Source organism: Streptomyces diastaticus subsp. diastaticus, from assembly GCF_011170125.1.
GTDB lineage: Bacteria > Actinomycetota > Actinomycetes > Streptomycetales > Streptomycetaceae > Streptomyces > Streptomyces diastaticus.
The window spans coordinates 99,687-121,237 of sequence record NZ_BLLN01000002.1 but is presented as its reverse complement, the minus strand read 5'-3'; the positions used below and the strand labels follow the sequence as shown (position 1 = coordinate 121,237).

Genomic DNA, 21,551 nt, shown 5'->3' with positions numbered 1-21,551 from the left:
AGGCCCCCACCATGGCGTACGTCCTCCAGAGCGACCAGCGGGGCATCCGCACCCTCACCCTGGACCGGCCCGAGCGGCGCAACGCCCTCTCGGAGGCGCTCGTCGCCGAACTCGACACCGCGCTGGAGCGGGCCGGGGCCGACCCGGACGTACGGGCCGTGCGGCTCACCCACACCGGGACGACCTTCTGCGCCGGGGCCGACCTGCGGAACCCGCCCGACCCGCACGCGCTGGTGGCCCTCATGCGGCGGATCGTCGCGCTGGACAAGCCGGTCGTCGCCCGCGTCGCCGGGCACGTCCGGGCGGGCGGCCTCGGACTGCTCGCCTCCTGCGACATCGCCGCGGGCGGCCCCGGCGCCAGCTTCGCCCTCACCGAGGCGCGGATCGGGGTCGCGCCCGCCGTCATCTCGCTGCCGCTGCTGGCCCGCGTCGACCGGACGGCGGCCGCCCGGTACTTCCTCACCGGCGAGAAGTTCGGCCCCGAGGAGGCCGCCCGGATCGGGCTGCTCACCCTCACCGGCGAGGACGTCGACACCGCGCTCGCCCCCGTCCTCGACGGGCTGCGGCGCGGCTCCCCGCAGGGGCTCGCCGAGTCCAAGCGCCTGGTCACCGCTACAGTGCTGGCAGCCTTCGACCGGGACGGAGACGACCTGGTGGAGCGCTCGGCACGCCTCTTCGCCTCCGCCGACGCGCGCGAAGGGATGACCGCCTTCCTCGAACGACGGGATGCCGCATGGGTGTGGTGACCTCCCCCAAGCAGGACCGCAGCCGCGCCACCCGGCAGCGGCTGCTCGCCGCCGCCGTGGCCTGCCTCGCCGAGCACGGGTGGGCCGGCTCCACCGTCTCCGTCGTCGCCGAACGCGCCGGCGTCTCCCGGGGCGCCGCCCAGCACCACTTCCCGACCCGTGAGGACCTGTTCACCGCCGCCGTCGAGTACGTCGCCGAGGAACGCTCCACCGCCCTGCGCGCCCTCGCCCCCGAAGGCCGCGCCCAGGCCGTCGAGGCCCTCGTCGACCTCTACACCGGCGACCTCTTCCGGGCCGCCCTGCACCTGTGGGTCGCCGCCGGCGACGAGCCCCAGCTCGGCGCCCGCGTCACGGAGCTGGAGGCCCGCGTCGGCCGCGAGACCCACCGCATCGCCGTCGACCTGCTCGACGCCGACGAGTCCCGCCCCGGCGTCCGCGAACTCGTCCAGGGCTTCCTCGACATGGCGCGCGGCCTCGGCCTCGCCAACCTCCTCACCGACGACACCGCCCGCCGCCGCAAGGTCGTCGCCCAGTGGTCCCGCGTCCTCGACACGGCCCTCGGCCGGCCCTGAGACCCGCAGCCGTCACCTACGACCCGAGACCCACCCCGGTACCGGACATCACCCTTGAGACGTAGGGGAGTTGGGGTCGCCCGGCCGATGCCCGCCGGGGTGTGCCGCCTGAAGGATCGCTCCTGTCCGATCACCCGACCGGAAGGAACGACGAGGTGCGCAGACGACGTCTCCCGCCCGTGCTCGCCGCCGGCGTCGCGGCGCTGCTGGCCCCCCTGCTGGCCGCCCCGCAGGCCGCGGCTGCCCAGCAGGCCACCGCCCCCGCCGCCGCGGAGCGCGGGCTCGACCGCTACACCCAGCAGAAACCCCGGTGGAAACGGTGCCAGGCCGACACCCCGGCCGAGTTCCAGTGCGCCACCATCAAGGTGCCGCTGGACTACCGGGCGCCCGAGGGCGCACAGCTCGACCTGGCGATATCCCGGATCAGGAGCACCGCGCCCGGCAAACGGCACGGCGTCCTGCTCTCCAACCCGGGCGGCCCCGGCGGGCCGGGGCTGTACATGCCGCTGAGTCTGGAGGAGATGCTGCCCGAGAAGGCCCGCGCCACCTACGACCTCGTCGGTTTCGACCCGCGCGGCGTCGGTGGGAGCAGCCCGGTCTCCTGCGGCCTGAGCCCGGAGGAGGAGGACTGGCTGCGGCCCTACAAGGAGGAGACCTTCGAGAAGGACGTCGACTGGGCGCGCGGCGTCGCCGACAAGTGCCGCCGGCGGGCCGGCGACACCCTGCCGCACCTCACCACCCGCAACACCGCCCGCGACATGGACCTGCTGCGGGCGGTCCTCGGCGAGAAGAAGGTCTCGTACCTCGGCTACTCGTACGGCACCTACCTGGGCGCCGTCTACACGCAGATGTTCCCCCGGCGCGCCGACCGGTTCGTGCTCGACAGCGCCGTCGACCCCGCGCTGGCCTGGCGGGGCATGGTCCAGTGGTGGGCGTGGGGCGCCGAACCCGCCTTCGACCGGTGGACCGGGTGGGCCGCCGAACGCTCCGGGGAGTACGGCCTGGGCACCACCCCCAAGCAGGTCGACCGCACCTTCTGGGAGCTGGTCGCCCAGGCCGACGAGGAGCCGATCGTGATCGACGGGCAGCCCGTCGACGGCGACGACATCCGCAGCGGTCTGCGCGGCGCGGTCCACACCCCGCGGTACGCCAGCGAGGCCGTCGTCGAGCTGAAGAAGGCCGCGGCCGGTGAGCCCGCCGCCGCGAAGAAGCTCAGCCCGTTCACCGCGGCCGGCCGGGCCGCCGAGGCGCGCGCCACCGCCGACACGCCCACCGACAACATGACGGCCGGCTTCCTCGCCGTGGTCTGCGGCGACAACTCCGCCGCCTGGCCCCGCGATCCGGAGACCTACCGGCGCGAGGCGATCGAGGACAAGGGCCGCTACCCGCTGTACGGCGACTTCGCGTCCTCCGTCAAGCCCTGCGCCTTCTGGGACGAGTCCGTCGAGGCGGCCACCGAGGTCCGCAACAAGGCCGGCGCCCTCGTCGTCCAGAACGAGTGGGACTCGCAGACCCCGCTGCCCAGCGGCCAGGCCCTGCACGCCGACCTCAAGGGCTCGAAGATGGTCACCGTCCGCGGCGGCGAGGGCCACGGCGTCTACCCGAGCGGGAACACCTGCACCGACGGCACCGTCGACCGCTACCTGCTCACCGGCAGGCTCCCCGCCGAGGACGTCACCTGCCGGGCGACGCCCGAGTCGAACGCCGAGGCCCGGGAGGACCGGCCCGGCACCCTCCCGGGCTCCCCGCTCCCCGAGCGCGCCCCGGACCGCTTCTGACCCCCGGCACGCGGACGGGCCCGGCCGCCACCACGGCGACCGGGCCCGTCCCCTCGGGTACGCCCGGCGGTCAGCCCGCCAGGTCGGGGATCTGGTCGTACCCCTCGATGGTGTGCGGGGAGCGCGAGGCCGGACCCGTGTAACGGGCGGAGGGGCGGACCAGGCGGCCGGTGCGCTTCTGCTCCAGGATGTGCGCCGACCAGCCGGCGGTGCGGGCACAGGTGAACATCGAGGTGAACATGGGCGCCGGGACCTCCGCGAAGTCCAGCAGGATCGCCGCCCAGAACTCCACGTTGGTGGCGAGCACCCGGTCGGGGCGCCGCGCGTGCAGCTCCTCCAGCGCGGCCTGCTCCAGCGCCGCCGCCACCTCGTACCGCGGCGCCGCCAGTTCCTTGGCCGTGCGGCGCAGCACGCGGGCGCGCGGGTCCTCGGCCCGGTAGACGCGGTGGCCGAAGCCCATCAGCCGCTCGCCCTTGTCGAGCGCCTGGCGCACCCAGGCGCGGGCGTCGCCGGTCCGCTCGATCTCCTCGATCATGCCGAGCACCCGCGAGGGAGCCCCGCCGTGCAGCGGGCCCGACATCGCGCCGACCGCGCCGGAGAGCGCGGCGGCCACGTCGGCGCCGGTGGAGGCGATGACCCGGGCGGTGAAGGTCGAGGCGTTCATGCCGTGCTCGGCGGCCGAGGTCCAGTAGGCGTCCACCGCCTTGACGTGGCGCGGGTCCGGCTCGCCCCGCCAGCGGATCATGAACCGCTCCACGACGGACTCGGCCTTGTCGATCTCGCTCTGCGGCACCATCGGGAGCCCCTGGCCGCGCGCCGACTGCGCCACGTAGGAGAGCGCCATCACGGCGGCCCGGGCGAGGTCGTCGCGAGCCTGCTTCTCGTCGATGTCGAGCAGCGGGCGCAGGCCCCAGGCGGGGGCGAGCATGGCGAGCGCCGACTGCACGTCGACACGGACGTCACCGGAGTGCACCGGGATCGGGAACGGCTCGGCGGGCGGCAGCCCGGGGTTGAACGCGCCGTCGACCAGCAGGCCCCACACGTTCCCGAACGAGACGTGGCCGACCAGGTCCTCGATGTCGACGCCCCGGTACCTGAGCGCGCCGCCCTCCTTGTCCGGCTCGGCGATCTCCGTCTCGAACGCGACGACCCCTTCGAGACCGGGTACGAAATCGGACATCAGGCGGCTCCTTCGGTTGCGGTACAAGCAGCGGGGCCCCCGGGGCCGGGTCGACGGACCCTCCGGGCACCACGGACGATACCCCTGAGTGCCACCTTTGGGGAGCCCCTGTGGCACTCAGTGCCACGATCGCCCCGCTCGGGCCCGCCCGCCACCCGGCAGGAACCCCGCGCACCGCGGCGCCCCGCGGTCGTGCGGCAGGATGGCGGGGTGACCGACCGAGAGGGCGGCCCCGCGCGGGCCGCGTCCGCATCACTGAACCCCGCCGCGATGCGCAAGCAGTACCGCCGGGAGGGCCTCGACGAGCGCGCGCTCGCCGCCGGACCGATGGAGCAGTTCGCCCGCTGGTTCGCCGAAGCCGCCCGCGACGGCCTCTACGAACCCAACGCCATGATCGTCTCCACCGTCGCCGCGGACGGCGCTCCCGACAGCCGCACCGTCCTGCTCAAGCAGTACGACCGCCGCGGCTTCGTCTTCTACACCAACTACTCCTCCCGCAAGGGTGCCGACCTCGACGGCGACCCCCGGGTGGCCCTGCTCTTCCCCTGGCACCCACTGGCCCGCCAGGTCCGCGTCACCGGCACCGCCGCCAAGGTGCCGCCCGAGGAGACCGCCGCCTACTTCCGCACCCGCCCGCACGGCTCGCAGATCGGCGCCTGGGCCTCCGACCAGTCCGCCGTCGTCCCCGGCCGCGACACCCTGGACCGCGCCTACGCCGACGTCGCCGCCCGCCATCCCGAGGGCGCCGAGGTCCCGGTGCCGCCGCACTGGGGCGGTTACCGCGTCACCCCGCACACCGTCGAGTTCTGGCAGGGCCGCGAGAACCGCCTCCACGACCGCCTGCGGTACGTGCGGCTCGGCGACGGCGACGGCGACGCGACCGGCGGCGACACCCCGGGCTGGCGCGTCGAACGCCTGGCGCCCTGAGACGCGTGCGGGCCGTCACCCGGTGCCGGGGCCGAAGGCGGCCCACGCGCCGAGCGTGAAACCGCCGCCCGCCCGGCGCACCTCCAGCGCGCCCGGGCCGCCGAAGTGCCCCGGGACGAGCAGTGCGCGTTCGTCGGCGGCGCGGGCGAGGACCCGGTGGCGGCTGCGGGCGGCCCGCGCCGGGTCCAGGCAGGAATTGCTGTGATGGCACGGGGCGACGATCTGCACGGGGCTGTGCACCAGGTCCCCGACGAAGACGGCCCGGTCACCGCCGGAGGCCAGCCGCGCCACCGACGAGCCCGGCGTGTGCCCCGGGGCCGACTCCAGCGTGAGGAAGTCGTTGACGCGGTGGGTGCCCTCCCAGAGCAGGGACTGCCCGGCGCGGTGGACGGGCGCCACGCTGTCCTCGTAGACCAGACGGTCGGCGGGCTGCCGGCCGTGGCCGTACCCCTGGGCGGGGCCGTAGTGGGCGTCGTCGGCGGCCGGGATGAGGTACGTGGCGTGGGGGAAGCTGGGCACCCACTCGCCGCCCGCGTCGACCGTGTTCCAGCCCACGTGATCCACGTGCAGATGCGTGTTGACCACGAAATCGACGCTCTCCGGGGGCACCCCCGCCTCGCCGAGCAGGGCGAGCAGCCTGCTGCGCCCCCGGTGGAACGGCCCCATGCCGGGCCGGTCACGATCGTGGCCCACCCCCGTGTCGATCACGACGGTCTGCCCGCCGCCCCGCAGCACCCAGGACTGCAACGCCACCACGGTCCGGTCCTCGGCCCGCCGCCAGTGGTCGGGCACCAGCCACTCGGCGTGCTCCTCCCACAGCCCGGCGGGAGCCGTGGGGAACATCTCGGCGGGCGGCAGGTACGCGCCCTGCCACTCCACCACCCGGATGACCTCGACCTCACCGAGCCGGACGTGCTCGATCCTCGTGTCGCTCACGCGGCCGACCCTACGGACGGCACGGGCGCGCACCGCGGCCGGCCCGTGCGGAGCCCCGCCGTACGCCGCCCCGGCCGTCCGCCCCCGGCCGCCTCGTGGGGCCCCGCTCCGCCGCCCTCTACATTGGGGCGCACGGACGCCCCGAAAGAAACGTCCCCGCGGACAGGCCCCCACCCGGCAGGCGCCCAGCCGCCGGACTCCCCACAGCCCTTGCCGGACCCACAGCCCAGGAAGCGCGCCGACCGTGTCCCAGCGAATATCCCCACCGCCCCGGCCCCGGCGATTTCCGCGAACCCCGTGTGGGCCGTGCCACAGTCGAGTTGAATGCCGGTACGTGCAGCGTCACGTGCAAGATCCCGTGCGGCGGCCACGTCCGCGCGCGGACACGCTCGACCACATGCGGGACGGCTTGCGGGAAGACATGCAGGACATCGTGTGCAATCGGCCCATGGGGGGCGCCCGATGAGTGCTTACGGGCACAGCGGAACCACCGACGCGCTCGGCCCCGAGGACCCGGGCCCCGACGGCGGCGACCTGCTCGCCGCCCTCCTCGACGGCATGGACGCCGCGCTCTGCGCCTTCGACGCCGACCACGTCCTCACCCACTGGAACCGCGAGGCCGAACGCGTCCTCGGCTGGAGCGCCGCCGAAGCCGTCGGCCGTCGCGGCCTCGCCGGCTGGGCCGTCCGCCCCGGCGACGCCGCCGACGTCGAACACCGCCTCTTCGGCGTCACCGCCGAACGCGGCCGCGAGGTCCACGACGTCGCCCTCCTCACCCGCGACGGCCGCCGCGTCCTCGTCCGCGCCCAGACCTCCGCCGTCCGCGGCCCCGACGGCGAGCCCGCCGGGATCTACTGCGCCTTCAGCGAGGTCCACACCCAGATCGACCTCGAACGCTCCATCGCGCTCAGCGAAGCCCTCTTCGAGGACGCCGCCTGGGGCGTCGTCCTCGTCGACGCCGACCTGCGCCTCGCCGTCCTCAACGCCCACGCGGCCTACGCGCTCGGCACCAGCCGCTCCACCGCCCTCGGCCGCCCCCTCGGCGACCTCGTCCTCCAAGGCGTCGAGGAACTGGAGTCGGCCCTCACCCACGTCCTCGCCGACGGGACCCCCACCGCCCCGGTCGAACTCTGGGTCACCGTCCGCACCGACGAGGGCGAACAACGCCGCTGCTGGCGGTGCGGCTTCGTGCGCCTCGCCTCACCCCTGGCGCAGGAACCCGTACCCCTCGGCGTCGGCTGGCTCTTCCAGGACCTGACCGAGGCCAAGCAGACCGAACAGGAGAACGCCCGCCTCCGCTTCCGCTCCCACCAGCTCCACCGGGCCGCCCGGGTCGCCACCGAGTGCGAGGACCCCTCCGAGGGCGCCGTCGCCCACCTCGACTTCGCCCTCGCCGGCTTCGCCGACCACGCCCTCCTCGACACCGTGGCCCCGCCGGCCGCCGGCACGCCGACCCGCCTGCTGCGCACCGCCGCCAGTCCCTCCGGCGAACCCGGCCAGCCGCCCAACGGCGCCCTGGCCGGTATGCCCGCCCGCTACCCCGACGGCCACCCCGCCCTCCAGTGCGCCGAACGGGGCGGCACCCTGCGCGCCGCCGCCGGAACCGGGCCGGGCGCCCTCGCCCCCGACCGGCCCGGCGGCGAGGAGCCGGCCCGCGAGTGGGCCGTCGCCCACCTCTGGCCCGAGACCACCCGGCACGCCCTGTGCACCGTCCTGCGCAGCCGCGGCCGCACCCTGGGCGTCCTCACCTTCCTCCGCGTCGGCTCCCGCACTCCCTTCGACCGCGCCGACCTCGCCCACGCCGAATGCGTCGCCGCCCACATCGCTCCCCTGCTGGACCTGGCGGCACGCCGCTGACGCACCAGGGGGCGGCCCGCCGTACGGACGACGGGCCGCCCCCAGGGCGCACGGGCCGGGTGTCCCGGTGTCAGTGCTGGTAGAAGATCCTGTCGCGGTACGTCGCGAAGACCTCGGCGTTCCAGTCGTGGCCGCCGTCGACATTGCCAGAGCGGAGCATCGGCGGCTCCACTCCGCGCTCCAGCAACGCGCCCGCCGCACTCGCCATCACGGCCTGGAGGACGGCACTGGTCACCACCGTCGAGGCGGGCGCGAACGGCGCCCCGATCCCCTCGACCGACAGCTCCGCGTCCCCCACCGCGATCTTGTTGTCCAGCACCACGTCACAGTGGTCCTTCAGGAACGTCCCGGAGGGATTGCGCGCCGTCGTCCCCTCCGCGTACGCCACCGAGGTCACCCCGATCACCCGCACGCCCCGAGCCCGCGCGGCCTGTGCCAGCTCCACCGGCAGCGCGTTGCGGCCCGACAGGGAGATGATCACCAGCGCGTCCCCCGCGCGCAGCGGGGAACTGTCCAGCACCGCGGTGGCGTACCCCTCGACGCGCTCCAGCGCCGAGCCGAGCGTCGCGGGGCGCACGTCGACGCCGACCAGGCCGGGACCGGCCAGCAGGTTCATCAGGGCGAGGCCGCCGGCCCGGTAGACCAGGTCCTGGGCGGGCAGCGCGGAGTGGCCCGCGCCGAAGGCGAACAGCCGCCCGCCCGACGCGGCCGTCTCGGCCAGCAGGGTGCCCGCCGCCGCGATGGTCCCGGCCTCCTCCGCACGGACCCGGGCCAGCAGCGCCATGGCGGCATCGAGAAAACCGGTCGCCAGGCCGTCGGGCCCGGCGGCGGGACCGGCCCCCGCCCCGGACGGGGCCGGGGCGGACGAGGCGGAGGACGGGGCGGACGGGGCGGAGGACGGGGCGGACGGGGCGGAGGACGGGGCGGACGAGGCGGAGGACAAGGGCGTGGTCGTCGTGCCGGGCGTGGAGGTCATCGGCGGTGGCCTTTCGGTGAGCGGCACGTGGGGCGGGGCGGGCGCGGGCGCACGCGGGTGCGCGGAGCGGGGGCGGGGCCGGTCCGGACCGCGACGGGCATCACGGTGCGGTCTGGACCAGTGCACTGTCAAGGTGCCGCAAGGGTTGGCGGGGAGGGCGGAGAGGGGGCGCGCCCCGGCCCGGGAGGCTCCGGCCGGCCACCTCGCGAGCGGCCCGGCACGGTTCGCGGGCCGATGCGTCAGAATTGAGGTCAGGGCCAGCGCACGACAGCATCTGAGGGGCACGAATGTCCGGACTGATCGACACCACGGAGATGTACCTCCGCACCATCCTCGAACTGGAGGAGGAAGGCGTGGTCCCCATGCGCGCCCGGATCGCGGAGCGCCTGGACCAGAGCGGGCCCACGGTCAGCCAGACGGTGGCCCGGATGGAGCGCGACGGCCTGGTGGCCGTCGCCAGCGACCGCCACCTGGAACTGACCGAGGAGGGCCGGCGCCTGGCCACCCGCGTCATGCGCAAGCACCGGCTGGCCGAGTGCCTGCTGGTCGACGTGATCGGCCTTGAGTGGGAGCAGGTGCACGCCGAGGCGTGCCGCTGGGAGCACGTCATGAGCGAGGCGGTCGAACGCCGCGTCCTCGACCTGCTCCGCCATCCCACCGAGTCCCCGTACGGCAACCCCATCCCGGGCCTGGAGGAGCTGGGCGAGGAGGCCGGCGCCGACCCCTTCCTCGACGAGAGCATGGTGTCGCTGGCCGATCTCGACCCCGGCAGTGAGGGCAAGACCGCCGTCGTCCGGCGGATCGGCGAGCCCATCCAGACCGACGCCCAGCTCATGTACACCCTGCGCCGGGCCGGCGTGCAGCCCGGCTCGGTGGTCAGTGTCACCGAGTCGGCCGGCGGCGTCCTCGTCGGCTCCAGCGGTGAGGCGGCCGAGTTGAACACCGAGACCGCCTCGCACGTCTTCGTCGCCAAGCGCTGACCTGTTCCCGAAGCGCTGACCGTTCCTCCCGCACCGCCTGCTCCGGGCCGTCTGCCGACTCGGGGCGGGCGGGACCGGGGAGAAGCCGGGGTCCCGGGCCGGGGCGTCCCCTCAAGGGGGCGCCCCGGCCTTTGTGCGTCCCCGCGGGGCGGCCATGAGGGTGCTGTCCTGTCCGGGGCAGGGGCCCGAGGCTTGCGCGGGCCGCCGGTCGTGTTCGCGGTGAACGTGGTGTGAGGGTGCTCGGGGTGGCTGCGGTGTTCGTGGCGCCCGTGGCGCGGGTGCCGCGCGTGATGCGGACGAGGCGGGCGAGGCCCGTGGTGCGGGAGGGGAGCCTGGTGAGTGGCCGGTGGGGGTGGTCTGTGGAGGGCGGGGGGCCCGTGTTCCGGCCGGTCGGGGGCGGCGGAGCCCGGGTTGACCGGAAGTTGAAGATTCTGTGTGCGGAACGGCAGCGCGCGGCGGGTGGCTCGTGCGAGGCTGTCGTCAGGCATATGACGTGATGACTCTTGACCGTCCTGGGCCCGCCTCCGCCTGCCCGCGCGGCGCCGCCCGGGAGGCACCTGGGGAGGGGACGGACCGTGCGCCGATCCTTCACACGTACGGAACCGGCCGCCGCCCGCCCCGCCGCCTCACCCTGCTCAGGCCCCGCCCGCCCGGTGCCGCGAACGGTCGCGGGCAGTGCGAGGCCCCGGCACCCATCGGCGCCGGGGCCTGCCCTCCCCTGTCGTGATCCGGAGCCCCGAGCTCCCAGGATCACTCCCGCCGGACCGGTTTCCCCGAGCGGTCCGCCTCCCGCTGAAGATCTCCCCCCGGCGACGGACGGCAATCCTGGAAGGGGGTCACTCGAAAGAGGGGTGCAGCCCCCCGGAGGCGGCATCGTCGAATGTTTGTTCGGTAACGTGAGGCGGAGGGCACGACCGTGATCGAGAGCCAGGACACGGATCGGGCGAGCCAGAGACTGTGGGGGTGCCAGAGCATGGTGCGGCGCATCGAAGTGACCGGTTCCGGGGGCGTACCCCTGGCCGCCTGGGAGTTCGCCGACCCGCCCAAGGCCGGGGACGGTGGAGGGGAGGGCGCGGGCGCCGGGCGCGCGCCGGGCGTGCTGTTACTGCACGGCCTGATGGGCCGCGCCTCGCACTGGGCCGGCACCGCCCGCTGGCTCGCCGAACGCCACCGCGCCGTCGCCCTCGACCAGCGCGGACACGGGCAGAGCGCCAAGCTCGCCGACGGGCCGTACACGCGCGAGGTCTTCGTCGCCGACGCCGTCGCCGCCATCGAACAGCTCGGCCTCGGCCCCGCCGTCCTCGTCGGTCACGCCATGGGCGCCCTCACCGCCTGGCAACTGGCGGCGGCCCGGCCCGACCTCGTCCGCGGCCTCGTCATCTGCGACATGCGCGCCTCCGCGCTCGGCGCCGCCTCGCAGCGCGAATGGGAGCAGTGGTTCGACGCCTGGCCCACCCCGTTCGCCACCCTCGGCGACGTCCGCAAGTGGTTCGGCGAGGACGATCCGTGGGTGGAGCGGCCCAACGCCGCCCGCGGCGAGTTCTACGCCGAGGTCATGACCGAGCACGAGGACGGCTGGCGGCCGGTCTTCTCCCGCCGTCAGATGCTCAGCACCCGCGCGACCTGGGTCCAGGACGCCCACTGGGACGAGCTGGCCCAGGTCACCTGCCCCACTCTCGTCGTCCGTGGCCTGGACGGCGCCCTCGGCCGTGCCGAGGCCCAGGAGATGGTCCGCGTCCTTCCCCAGGGGCAGTACGCCGAGGTCACCGACGCGGGACACCTCGTCCACTACGACCAGCCGGGAGCCTGGCAGGCCGCGGTGCGGCCGTTCCTGGACGGGCTGCCGGCGGGGTGAGGCCCGCGCAGGCCGCGGCGGCCCGCGCGCTCAGAAACGGGCGGTGACCAGGAGCGCGAGGGCGGCGACGATGAGGGCGACGCGGAGGTGGGGGAAGCGGTCCCCTCCGCAGCCACTTCCGCGGCAGGCGCGAGATCATCGGCGCCGTCGCCCTCGAAGCCGCGGCCGAGTCGGCCGCGGCCCTGCGAGCCGCCGCCCGCCGCGGTGGGCCCCGCGTGCCCAGGTCGCCGCCCTCGCCCGGGCCCGCCTCGACTTCGCGCACCGCGACCCGGCGGTCCACGACGCGAGGTTCCAGCTCGACGGCGGCCTGGTCTTCGCGGACGAGGGCACCCCGGTACCGATCGAGGACGCCTTCACCGCTCTGCTGGAGTGCCTCGGCGACGTCGCCGGAGACGGAGTCCACCCGGGCCTGTCACCGAGGTCTTCTGGGCGTACCCGCACGGCCTCACGACCCTGACGCGTGCGCGACGCCTGCTGCCGGAGGACACGGAGCCGCGGACGGAACTGCTGGTGAGCCGGCTCGCGGTGGTGTGACCCGGGGAGGCCCGGGCCGGGTGTCGCCAGGGGCGCGAGAGCTCCCTGGCAGTCTCCCGCCTCTCCCTCCGGAAGGCGCGGCCGCCCTGCCATCCCGGCCCATGGCGCCGCGTGCGGCACAGTGCCCGTGCGGCCCGTGCGGCCCGTGCGGCCCGTGCGGCCCGTGCGGCCCGTGCGGCCCGAGCGGATGACGGCATGGCGGTCTTCCGCCCGTGTCGACCGTCGGCAGCCCGTGGCCGGCGAGGTGGTGACAGCAGAGTACGAGGCACCCTGGCCCCGCCTCGGTTCCTAGCCCTTGCTGACCGCCTCCAGGATCTCCGGCACCCGCCCCGCGGCCTTCGGCGCCGCCAGTCGCAGCCCGGTGTAGGCGAGGAGCGTCCCGTACGCCGCGCCGGCCGGGAGCACCACCCAGAGCCAGGCGTGGCCGCCGCCCGCGTGCAGCCCGATCTGGAGGGCGAGCAGCGGCAGGCAGAGCGCCGCGCCCCCGACCATGCCGCCGAGAACGCTGATCCAGGCCAGCCCGGCCTGACCCGGGGCGACGTTCTTGTTGCCCTCCTGCGGGATGGAGTACGGGTACCGGGCGGAGGCCCAGGCGCCGGTGGCCGTCATGGCACCGAGCAGGGCGTAGGAGAGCCCCAGCGCCTCCGGGAGCTGCCTCCAGGCACCGAGCAGAGCGGCGGTGAGGACGGTGACCAGGGTGGCGTACGGCAGGGTGATCGTCAGCAGGGCCAGGGCACGGGCACGGAGTTCCACGTAGGCGTCGCGGGCGGTCGAGAGCGAGAGCGCGACCATCCAGAAGGCCGAGGTGTCCTGGCCGAACTGGTTGTACATCTGGACGCCGAGCATCCCCGCCGCGAAGCAGGCGAGGTAGACCGAGCCGCCGCCCTGGAGGGCGTTGAAGACCGGGATGATCAGACCGATCGCCAGGGAGGTGATCCAGGCGGCCTTGGTCTTCGGATCGCGCCACACGTACCGCAGGGACCGTTCGACCACCGCCGCCGTCCGCTCCCGCTCCCGGCCCGAGGGGGCCAGTGCGTACGCGAAGGCCCTGAGACGTGAGGTGTGGTCGCCGCGGCCCTTGCGGGCGGGGTTGTCGGCGGCGCCGAGGGTCGAGCCGTCCGGTGCTGTCATCAGCTTCGTCAGCGAGCGCCGCCACCACCACAGCAGCAGCCCCAGGGCGGCCCCGCCCAGGACGAGCTGCGCCAGCGCCCGGCCCCACTGCCCGTGCCCCGCCTCCTCCACCGAGGAGAGCGCCGACACCGGGGGTATCCAGCGCAGGACGGCGACCGCCGGGTCGAGCCGGGTGAGGCCGCCCGCGGAGCCGACGCGCTGCACCGCGACGTTCACGAGCTGGGCGCCGACCGCGATGATCAACCCGCTGAGCACGGCGAGGTCGCGGCCCTTGCGGCTGGTCAGCAGCCGCGTGTTGGCGGCGGCTACGGCCCGGGCCAGTGCCACGCACACCAGCAGCGTCAGCACCCCCGCCGGGACCGCGAGGACCGCCGCCGCCCAGCCGCGCGTCAGCGCCACCAGGGAACCCGTCAGCAGGCAGAGCGTGAAGAACGGGCCCACTCCCACCAGTGAGGCCACAAGGAGCGAGCGGACCAGAGGCTCCGGGCGCAACGGCAGCATGACCAGCCGGGTCGGGTCGAGCGTCTCGTCGCCGCTCGGGAAGAACAGCGGCATCACCGCCCAGCCGAGCGCCAGCGCCGCGGTGAGGACGAGCGTGACCGTCGGCGCGTAGGCGTGGCCGCGAAGCGCCACCAGGCCGAGGACGAGCAGCGCCGCGAAGAGCAGCGAGACGACGGCGGAGGCGATGTAGGCGGCGCGGCGGCCCGCGGACTGGCGCAGGCCGTTGCGCAGCAGGGAGAGCTTGAGGCGGACCAGGGTCGCGGTGAGGGGCCGGCCACCCGGTGGCGGCGGTGGTGGTCCGGCGGCGGCGGGCGGGAGCGGCGCCGGAGCCGTCGTGGTGCGGTCGCTCATCGGGCACCGCCCAGCCAGTCGAGGCTGCCGCCGGTGCTGCGGCCCTGGGCGCCGACCAGCTCCAGGAAGGCCGCTTGGAGGGAGTCGGCGTCACCGCGCACCTCGCGCACGGCGCCGTCGGCGCGGATCGACCCGGCGGCCATCACCGCGACCCAGTCGCAGAGCGATTCGACCAGTTCCATCACGTGGCTGGAGAAGACGACGGTGGCGCCCGAGGCCGTGTATCCCTCCAGCACCTCCCGGATGGTCTGCGCGGAGACCGGGTCGACGCCCTCGAACGGCTCGTCGAGGAAGAGGACCTCGGGGTTGTGGAGGAGGGCCGAGGCGAGGCCGATCTTCTTGCGCATGCCGGTCGAGTAGTCCACGACCAGTTTGTGCTGCGAGCCGGCGAGACCGAGGACGTCCAGGAGCTGGGTGGCGCGCTGGTCGGTGACCTCACCCGGCAGGCCGCGCAACCGGCCGATGTAGGCGAGGAGTTCACGGCCGGAGAGCCGCTCGAAGAGGCGCAGCCCCTCCGGCAGCACCCCGATGCGGGCCTTGACCTCGGCCGGGTCGCGCCACACGTCGTGCCCGGCCACCTCCACGGTGCCCTCGTCGGGCCTGAGCAGGCCGGTGATCATCGAGAGGGTGGTGGTCTTGCCCGCGCCGTTCGGTCCGACCAGGCCGACGAACCTGCCCGCCGGCAGGTCCAGGTCGATCCCGGCCACCGCGGTCTGCTGCCCGAACCGCTTCCACAGGCCGCGCACCCGCACGGCCGGTACGGCGGCCTCCGCCGTCACCGCGCCCGAGGCGGCGGTCGCGGCCGCCTCGTCACGTGCGCGTGCCCGCTCGGCTTCCCTGGTCATGTCCAGCCCCCTTCGTCCCCGTCGGCGGTCTCCCGCCCCGACGACATTCACCCTACGGGCGGACGGAGAAACGGGGCCAAGCCTGTGGACAACCTCGGTGAGGCCCGCGGACGGAACACGGCCTGCCTGTGGACAAGTGAGGAAAACCCCAGGTCGCAGTGGGTCTCGGCGGGGCGGGCCCAACGCGCGCATCGACGTCGCCTTCGAGGTGGTCCAGGTGACGACCTCCGACGCACGCGCGCGGCAGGGGCCTTCCGTCCTCGGCACAGGAACGGCCGGCCGCTGCTCCCGCCCGACACGGGCCACCGCCTCCGGCAGTTCCGGGCGCGTGACGCGCTCACTTCCCTCCGGCGGGACGACGCACGGAAGGGGAGGCGGCCGCGGCCTCGTGCACGCCGACCAGGTGCGTACCGCGGCAGCCGGGCGGGCCGGTCGCGGCCTGGGGCGTACCGAGTGGCGCCGGGCTCCGGGGCAGGGGCCAGACAGGGGGGGCGTCGGTCGTCGGGGCCCCGTCGGAGGAGAGCCGGACGACGCCGTGCCGTAGTCGTGCCCCCGGAACGGGCCCCACGGAAGGCGGGCGGGCGCGCGGCCCGCTCGGCCGTCCCGCCCGCCCGCCTTCATGCCCTGAGGACGGTCACACCCCGGATCCCACGTCGCGCCCGCAGGCGTAGGCCAGCGGGCTGAGGACGTCCTCGGCGTCCGGGAGCCAGCGGTTGGCCGGGGTCGGGCGGCACGCCCACTGGACCGCGCCCGCGGCGCCGAACCGGGTCGGGGGCGCGGCCACGAAGTCGCCCTCGCCGAGGACGGTCAGGTCGAGGCGGGCGGGGAGCCAGCCGATCGCGCGCAGGAGATCAGGGACCTTGGCGGCGGCGCCGGGCAGGACGAAGAACTGCATACGGCGGTCGGGGCTGCGGGTGACCGGGCCGAGCGCCAGCTCCATCCGCTCCATCCGCGCCAGCGCGAGGAAGCCGGCCGTCTCCGGGACGTCGATCGCGTCGAACGCGCGGCCGGTGGGAAGGAGGACGGAGGCCCGGGGCTGCTCCGCCCAGAGCTTGCGGGCGACCGTGGCGCTGCCGGTGGCCTGCGTCCCCCACTCCGCGTGCGCGGGGTGCGCGCCGGGGGCGGGGCAGGCGCTCGCGCCGCAGGAGCAGTGCTCGGTGCCCGCGACCACCTCCAGCCAGACGCCGGGGACCACGTCCCAATGGCGTTCCTCGGCGTACCGCACCGCCGTGTCCAGCGGCTGCTCGCCGCGCTGCTGGGGGATCTGCCCGGCCGTCGTGACTCCCATGGTCTTTTCCACGCCCAGCTCAACTCCCGCCCCCACCTCCGGTTACGGGGCCCGCGTGCGCCGGGATGGCGCATCGATTCCGCACCCGGGGCGCACGGGGGCATCTCCGGGGGCGCGTATGGGCGACGGGGACGGGCCGGGGGTAGCCAGGACGGGGGGACGGTGGGGCGGGGCGGCGCGTCCGTACGCCGGTACCGGCCCGACGGGCCCCGCCGCCACGGGGGTTCGGCTCCGCAATCTCACTCGCTGGAGTGAAAAACGCTGCACAGCGCGTTCGTTCGAAGAAGCGGACAGAGGTGCATTTCCGGATAAGCGCGCATCTTCCGCGCACTGTCCGGGCATTGATCACGCCAGGACGGTGACAGACAGCCACCACCGCCTGAGGGAGCGGGTCCCTCAGGCCCATCCGATGGACCACGGTGCACAGCAGGGGGTACGCCATGGCCGCCAGGCCACTCGTCGCGCGCCAGCCCAACGAAAGGCTGCAGGCGCTCATCCAGGAAGCGGGCTGTTCCAACGCCGGTCTCGCCCGCCGGGTCAACATGTGCGGAGCCGAACACGGACTGGACCTGCGCTACGACAAGACGTCCGTGGCGCGCTGGCTGCGCGGCCAGCAGCCACGCGGGCGCGCCCCCGGCATCATCGCCGAGGCGCTCGGACGCAAACTCGGCCGCACGGTCACGATCGACGAGATCGGCATGGCCAACGGCAAGAACCTCGCCTCCGGCGTCGGACTCCAGTTCTCGCCGACCGTGCTGGGCGCCATCGAGCAGGTCTGCGAGCTGTGGCGCAGCGACGTCGGCCGCCGCGACTTCCTCTCCGGCTCCACGGTCGCCTCCTCGGCCCTCGTCGAGCCCAGCCGGGACTGGCTGATCTCCGTCCCCGACGGCCAGGTCAGCCGTCAGGCGGGGCCGCGCGTCGGCCAGTCCGACGTGGCCGCGGTGCGCGCCATGACCCAGGCCCTGGTCGACCTGGACCACCAGTACGGCAGCGGGCACGTGCGGCCCGTCGTCGTGCACTACCTCAACAGCGTCGTCTCCGGGCTGCTCGCCGGCTCCTACCGCGAGGCCGTCGGCCGCGAGCTGTTCTCCGCCGTCTCCCGCCTCACCGAGCTGGCCGGATACATGGCGGTCGACACCGGGCAGCCTGGACTGGCCCAGCGCTATTACATCCAGGCCCTGCGCCTCGCCCAGGCCGCCGGCGACCGGGCGTACGGCGGGTACGTCCTCGCCGCCTCCATGAGCCACCTCGCCGCCCAGCTCGGCAATCCGCGCGAGATCGCCCAGCTCGCCCGCGCCGCCCAGGAAGGGGCCAAGGGCCGGGCCACCCCGCGTGCCGAATCCCTCTTCCACGCCGCCGAGGCCCGCGGCCACGCGCTCCTCGGGGACGCCTCCGCCGCCGACGGAGCGATGGGCCGGGCCGCCGACGCCATGGAGCAGACGGGCGCCGAGAGCGCCGACGACCCGGTGTGGATCGGCCACTTCGACCACGCCTACCTCGCCGACGAGCTGGCCCACTGCCACCGCGACCTGAACCGCCCCGCGCAGGCCGCCCGGTACGCGGAGCAGGCCCTGGCGGAGCACCCCGTCACCCGGGTCAGGCGGCGCGCCATCGGCCTCACCCTGCTCGCCGCCGCCCAGGTCCAGGAGCGGGACATCGAGCGCGCCTGCCACACCGGCACCCGCGCCGCCGAACTCCTCGGCACACTCCGCTCCAGCCGCGGCACCGAGTACCTCGACGACCTCCAGCAGCGGCTGACGCCCTTCCAGGACGAGCCGGTGGTCCGCGAGTTCGGCGCCCGGCTCGAACTGCGGGCGGCCTGACGTGGCGCGGCCCCGCCAGGCCCCGTCCGTGAACGGCCGATGGCCGCCGGATGGCCGTCAACAGCGCCTGCGGTCCGCGTTCTGTTACACCCCGCCGACCCGGCCGCCGGGCGGGGCGGGATCGGCCTGAGCTGCGTGGCACCGCACGGAGGGAACCCGGTAGCGTAAACCGGCGATGACGAAGTTCCCCCCTACGTAGGAGTCCTCGGTGAGCCAGAGCGGACAGGGCGCAGAGCCGCACCCACGCCCGACGGGCCCGGCACGCGAAGGTGTCGTGCACCCCGGCGACGGCAGCTCTCCCCTGCTGCCCGGAACCACCGGCGACACCGCCGGACCCGCGGGCGCCGCTCCCTGGGGCCAGGGGCAGGACCGGAGCAGCCCCTGGGCCGGCCAGGCGCCGGGCACCGGGCAGCAGCCCGCTCCGGCGCCCCAGCACGGCGGGTACGGCACGGACGGCTCCGCGTCCTGGGGCGGAGCACCCCAGCCGCCGCAGGGGTACGGCTATCCGCCGCCGCAGGCCGGGCCGCCGCAGGGCTACGGCTACCCGCCGCCGCAGCAGGCCGGGCCGCCGCAGGGCTACGGCTATCCCCCGCCGCACGCACAGTCCCACCAGCAGTACGGCTCCGGCGCGCCCGCCGAGGCTCCGCAGGGTGCCGGTCCGCTGCCGCCCGCCCAGCCGCCGCATCCGCCCGCCCAGCCTGCGGCGGGCGACCAGGACGCCACGCAGTTCATCGCGCCCGTACCGGCCGCCCCGGCTCTGCCGCAGCCCTACGACGAGGGCGCCACCCAGTACCTGCCGCCGGTGCCCCCCGGTCCGGCGGGGCCCGGGCCGCTGCCCGGCGCCCTGCCGCCCGAGGCGCCCGCGGAGCCGGCCCGGCACCCGGGCGCCGGCGGTCCCGCCCACCCGGCGCCGGGGCGGCCCGCACCGGCCTCCCCGGACGAGGACGCCACGCAGTTCATCGCCCCCGTCCCCGCGCAGGGCCCGCCCGCCGGGTACGGCCAGGAGCCCGGCGAACGGCAGCCCCCGGCCGAGTTCGACAACCTCTTCCGCTCCGCCCCGGCCGGCGGCGACGGCGGGGGCGCCACACAGCAGATGCCCCGGGTCGACCCCGGGGCGCCGCAGCCCGCCGCCGGGTACGGCGGTCCCGCCCAGCCGCCCGCCGGCCGGGCCGCCGCCCGCAAGGCCGCCGAGCCGGACCGGGGCCGTACCGGTTCCAAGGGGCCCCTCGTCGCGGCCGTCGTGGTCGGCTGCGCCGTCCTCGGCCTCGGCGCGGGCGCGCTGCTCAGCGGTGGCGGGGAGGAGGAGAAGAAGCCCGGCGGGCAGGAGAACGTGTCGGCCTCCGCGCCCGCCGAGGAGGAGCCGTCACCGTCGCCGTCCGTCGACCCGGCGCGTGAGCAGGCCGTCGAACTCGACAAGCTGCTCTCCGACAGCAACAACAGCCGTGCCGCGGTGATCCGCTCGGTCGCCAACATCCAGAAGTGCGAGTCGCTCGACCAGGCCGCGGAGGACCTGCGCGACGCGGCGAAGCAGCGGAACGACCTGGTGCGCCGGCTCGGCGAGATCGAGGTGGACAAGCTGCCCGAGCACCAGCGGCTGACCAGCGCGCTGACCAAGGCGTGGAAGGCGTCCGCGGAGGCCGACAACCGGTACGCCACCTGGGCCGACCAGACCAAGGGCAAGCGCGGCTGCCGGGACGGCCAGGCCCGCTCCACCGGCCAGCACGCCGCGGGCAACCGCGCCAGCGGCGAGGCGACCAAGGCCAAGAACGAGGCCGCCCCGCTCTGGAACTCCATAGCCGGCGAGTACGGCCTGACCGAGCACACCCCGACCCAGCTCTGAGCGGACGGGGCCGCACCGCCTCAGGGGCCGCTCAGCGTCCTCGTGAGGTCGTGCGGCCCCGTCCCCGTGGCGGTGAGGCGGCCCGAGCGCACCGTCTGGAAGGTGACGTCGGCGTTGACCAGCCGGGGATGGTCGCGGGCGGCCAGCAGGTCCTCGAACCGCCAGCGGAGCCTCGGGGTGAGCCCGCCGGTCTCCACGCTCAGCCCGTCGTCCAGGACGCGGTGCACGTCGCGGGCGGTGACCCGGTCCGCGTCCACCTCGGCGACGGCCCGGCGCAGCACCTCGTAGGCGATCCAGGTGGTCTGGACGCCCGCGTCGGCCGGGTCGACGCGGTTGTCGTCGAAGGCGTGCTCGCGGATGACGCGGCGCATCGGCGCCCACCGGTCGTCGGAGGCCACCGGGTACCAGCCGGTGACGTACGCGCCCTCGTACGGGCCGCGGGCGCCGCCGGTGCGGTCCACCAGGGACTGGTCGACGCCGCCGAGGACCGAGGCGATCCGCACCTCGCGGCCGCCGTCGTCGCGCGCCCGGCGGAAGGTGTCGAAGAAGGTGTCGGTGCGGTCGCCGAGGACCGCCGTGACGCAGTCCGGCCTCGCCGAGCCGGACGGGGCGGCGGCGAGGACCCGCTCGGCCTGCGCCGTGTACTCCCGGGCCGACTCCGGCGCCGGCACGTCCACGGACCTCGCCGCGCCCGCCTCGGCCAGCCCGGCGTCCAGCAGTTTCGGCAGCGCGTCACCCGCGACCGTGTCGGGCCGCACCAGGAAGACCCGTCCGCACTCCTCGCCGAGCTGCCGCCCGTTGCCCGCCAGCAGCGCCGCCTGCCCGCCGTTGACCGGGTAGGAGAGCGGACTGGTGAACTCCTCGCCCGTCACCCCGTAGCCGCCGATGTAGGGGATGTCGGCCGCCTCCAGAGGCGAGAGGAACGACCGCCCGTGCTGGCTGTAGGAGCCGACGACCGCGATCACGTCCTCACGGACCGCGCGCCGGGCGCACGCCGCCGCCCCCACGCTGTCGTTGCCGTCGTCGCAGGTCAGCACCTTCAGCTCGTGCCCGTCGATGCCGCCCGAGGCGTTGACCCAGCGGGCGACGGCCTGCGCCATCGCCGGCATCCCCGGCTTGTCGGTCGCCCCCGTCCGCTCCGGCGCCCAGGTCATCACCGTCACCGGCGCCCGCCCGTCGCTCCCCGTCCCGGCGGGCAGCAGGCCGCAACCGCCGGTCAGCGCCGCCGTCAGGGCGCCGAGGGAGGCGGCCCGGCGGACGCGGAGCGCTCGCCGGGCCGGGGCCGCACGGCGCGGGCGGCGCGTTCGGCGGGCGGACGGGGGTCTGGAGCGGCGGCCGGTCATGGGCCGCACGCTCTTACCCCCGGGCGACACCTGGCGTCATCCGGGCGCAACGCCGCGTGACCGGCAGGTGAATTGGGGGTGCGCGGCG

Annotated in this window: 16 protein-coding genes and 1 pseudogene; 10 read left to right on the top strand and 7 right to left on the bottom strand. The window is 75.4% G+C overall.

The annotated features are described in order from the left end of the window. The first annotated feature begins 11 nt into the window (after positions 1 to 11). The 3 genes from Sdia_RS02295 (at position 12) to Sdia_RS02285 (ending at position 3,096) form a co-directional block, all read left to right on the top strand. Positions 12 to 746, top strand: coding sequence for an enoyl-CoA hydratase family protein (locus Sdia_RS02295; RefSeq protein ID WP_115067794.1), 735 nt, complete (start codon positions 12 to 14; stop codon positions 744 to 746). Further along, positions 734 to 1,318, top strand: coding sequence for a TetR/AcrR family transcriptional regulator (locus tag Sdia_RS02290; RefSeq protein ID WP_100456185.1), 585 nt, complete (start codon positions 734 to 736; stop codon positions 1,316 to 1,318). Before Sdia_RS02295 ends, Sdia_RS02290 begins: the two co-directional genes overlap by 13 nt. Positions 1,319 to 1,497: 179 nt before the next feature. Continuing rightward, on the top strand, positions 1,498 to 3,096 hold the full coding sequence (locus tag Sdia_RS02285) for an alpha/beta hydrolase (RefSeq protein WP_100456184.1): 1,599 nt from the start codon (positions 1,498 to 1,500) through the stop codon (positions 3,094 to 3,096). Positions 3,097 to 3,166: 70 nt separating this feature from the next. Here the strand turns inward: Sdia_RS02285 and Sdia_RS02280 are convergent, their stop codons facing one another. Next, complete coding sequence (locus Sdia_RS02280) at positions 3,167 to 4,276, bottom strand: citrate synthase 2 (RefSeq protein WP_100456183.1); 1,110 nt, start codon at positions 4,274 to 4,276, stop codon at positions 3,167 to 3,169. A gap of 210 nt (positions 4,277 to 4,486) precedes the next feature. Between Sdia_RS02280 and pdxH the strand changes: the two genes are divergently transcribed. Further along, entirely contained in the window at positions 4,487 to 5,203 is a 717-nt protein-coding gene (pdxH, locus tag Sdia_RS02275; protein ID WP_189400249.1) for a pyridoxamine 5'-phosphate oxidase, read from the top strand. A gap of 15 nt (positions 5,204 to 5,218) precedes the next feature. Here pdxH and Sdia_RS02270 read toward each other — a convergent pair whose 3' ends face one another. Then, positions 5,219 to 6,139: an MBL fold metallo-hydrolase gene (locus Sdia_RS02270; RefSeq protein ID WP_229830925.1), complete on the bottom strand. Its 921-nt coding sequence runs from the start codon at positions 6,137 to 6,139 to the stop codon at positions 5,219 to 5,221. Between the two features lie 462 nt (positions 6,140 to 6,601). Between Sdia_RS02270 and Sdia_RS02265 the strand changes: the two genes are divergently transcribed. Then, on the top strand, positions 6,602 to 7,996 hold the full coding sequence (locus Sdia_RS02265) for a PAS domain-containing protein (RefSeq protein WP_100456181.1): 1,395 nt from the start codon (positions 6,602 to 6,604) through the stop codon (positions 7,994 to 7,996). Positions 7,997 to 8,066: 70 nt separating this feature from the next. Here the strand turns inward: Sdia_RS02265 and Sdia_RS02260 are convergent, their stop codons facing one another. Continuing rightward, positions 8,067 to 8,972: an SIS domain-containing protein gene (locus Sdia_RS02260; protein WP_262417654.1), complete on the bottom strand. Its 906-nt coding sequence runs from the start codon at positions 8,970 to 8,972 to the stop codon at positions 8,067 to 8,069. Positions 8,973 to 9,259: 287 nt separating this feature from the next. On the opposite strand from Sdia_RS02260, the gene Sdia_RS02255 reads away from it, so the two are divergent. The 3 genes and pseudogenes from Sdia_RS02255 to Sdia_RS29870 form a co-directional block, all read left to right on the top strand. Then, positions 9,260 to 9,952, top strand: coding sequence for an iron-dependent transcriptional repressor DtxR (locus Sdia_RS02255; protein ID WP_100456180.1), 693 nt, complete (start codon positions 9,260 to 9,262; stop codon positions 9,950 to 9,952). A gap of 973 nt (positions 9,953 to 10,925) precedes the next feature. Then, positions 10,926 to 11,807: an alpha/beta fold hydrolase gene (locus Sdia_RS02250; RefSeq protein ID WP_189500117.1), complete on the top strand. Its 882-nt coding sequence runs from the start codon at positions 10,926 to 10,928 to the stop codon at positions 11,805 to 11,807. Between the two features lie 104 nt (positions 11,808 to 11,911). After that, a pseudogene (locus tag Sdia_RS29870) lies at positions 11,912 to 12,341 on the top strand (TetR-like C-terminal domain-containing protein); the annotation flags it as partial. 288 nt (positions 12,342 to 12,629) lie between these two features. Here Sdia_RS29870 and Sdia_RS02245 read toward each other — a convergent pair. The 3 genes from Sdia_RS02245 to Sdia_RS02235 all read right to left on the bottom strand — a co-directional run bounded on the left by Sdia_RS02245 (position 12,630) and on the right by Sdia_RS02235 (position 16,457). Continuing rightward, complete coding sequence (locus tag Sdia_RS02245; RefSeq protein ID WP_185393301.1) at positions 12,630 to 14,324, bottom strand: transporter; 1,695 nt, start codon at positions 14,322 to 14,324, stop codon at positions 12,630 to 12,632. Beyond that, positions 14,321 to 15,169, bottom strand: coding sequence for an ABC transporter ATP-binding protein (locus Sdia_RS02240; protein ID WP_185393302.1), 849 nt, complete (start codon positions 15,167 to 15,169; stop codon positions 14,321 to 14,323). Before Sdia_RS02240 ends, Sdia_RS02245 begins: the two co-directional genes overlap by 4 nt. A 634-nt stretch (positions 15,170 to 15,803) precedes the next feature. Continuing rightward, positions 15,804 to 16,457 (bottom strand): bifunctional DNA primase/polymerase, encoded by a 654-nt coding sequence (locus Sdia_RS02235; RefSeq protein ID WP_100456175.1) that lies wholly within the window; start codon positions 16,455 to 16,457, stop codon positions 15,804 to 15,806. 440 nt (positions 16,458 to 16,897) lie between these two features. Between Sdia_RS02235 and Sdia_RS02230 the strand changes: the two genes are divergently transcribed. Further along, entirely contained in the window at positions 16,898 to 18,280 is a 1,383-nt protein-coding gene (locus tag Sdia_RS02230; RefSeq protein ID WP_100456174.1) for an NsdA family TPR-like regulatory protein, read from the top strand. 274 nt (positions 18,281 to 18,554) lie between these two features. Beyond that, entirely contained in the window at positions 18,555 to 20,120 is a 1,566-nt protein-coding gene (locus Sdia_RS02225; RefSeq protein WP_115067799.1) for a hypothetical protein, read from the top strand. A gap of 20 nt (positions 20,121 to 20,140) precedes the next feature. On the opposite strand, the gene Sdia_RS02220 is transcribed toward Sdia_RS02225, so the two are convergent. Further along, the gene (locus Sdia_RS02220; RefSeq protein ID WP_189500116.1) at positions 20,141 to 21,463 is read right to left on the bottom strand and encodes an ABC transporter substrate-binding protein; all 1,323 of its coding nucleotides are present in this window, start codon (positions 21,461 to 21,463) and stop codon (positions 20,141 to 20,143) included. Positions 21,464 to 21,551: the final 88 nt, after the last annotated feature.

Excerpts from the sequence above, each read along its gene's own strand:
- Sdia_RS02245 (WP_185393301.1), bottom strand. The coding sequence starts at position 14,324 with ATGAGCGACCGCACCACGACGGCTCCGGCGCCGCTCCCGCCCGCCGCC.
- Sdia_RS02290 (WP_100456185.1), top strand. The coding sequence starts at position 734 with ATGGGTGTGGTGACCTCCCCCAAGCAGGACCGCAGCCGCGCCACCCGG.
- Sdia_RS02265 (WP_100456181.1), top strand. The coding sequence starts at position 6,602 with ATGAGTGCTTACGGGCACAGCGGAACCACCGACGCGCTCGGCCCCGAG.
- Sdia_RS02250 (WP_189500117.1), top strand. The coding sequence starts at position 10,926 with ATGGTGCGGCGCATCGAAGTGACCGGTTCCGGGGGCGTACCCCTGGCC.
- Sdia_RS02235 (WP_100456175.1), bottom strand. The coding sequence starts at position 16,457 with ATGGGAGTCACGACGGCCGGGCAGATCCCCCAGCAGCGCGGCGAGCAG.
- Sdia_RS02255 (WP_100456180.1), top strand. The coding sequence starts at position 9,260 with ATGTCCGGACTGATCGACACCACGGAGATGTACCTCCGCACCATCCTC.
- Sdia_RS02280 (WP_100456183.1), bottom strand. The coding sequence starts at position 4,276 with ATGTCCGATTTCGTACCCGGTCTCGAAGGGGTCGTCGCGTTCGAGACG.
- Sdia_RS02240 (WP_185393302.1), bottom strand. The coding sequence starts at position 15,169 with ATGACCAGGGAAGCCGAGCGGGCACGCGCACGTGACGAGGCGGCCGCG.
- Sdia_RS02260 (WP_262417654.1), bottom strand. The coding sequence starts at position 8,972 with ATGACCTCCACGCCCGGCACGACGACCACGCCCTTGTCCTCCGCCTCG.
- Sdia_RS02220 (WP_189500116.1), bottom strand. The coding sequence starts at position 21,463 with ATGACCGGCCGCCGCTCCAGACCCCCGTCCGCCCGCCGAACGCGCCGC.
- Sdia_RS02295 (WP_115067794.1), top strand. The coding sequence starts at position 12 with ATGGCGTACGTCCTCCAGAGCGACCAGCGGGGCATCCGCACCCTCACC.
- Sdia_RS02230 (WP_100456174.1), top strand. The coding sequence starts at position 16,898 with ATGGCCGCCAGGCCACTCGTCGCGCGCCAGCCCAACGAAAGGCTGCAG.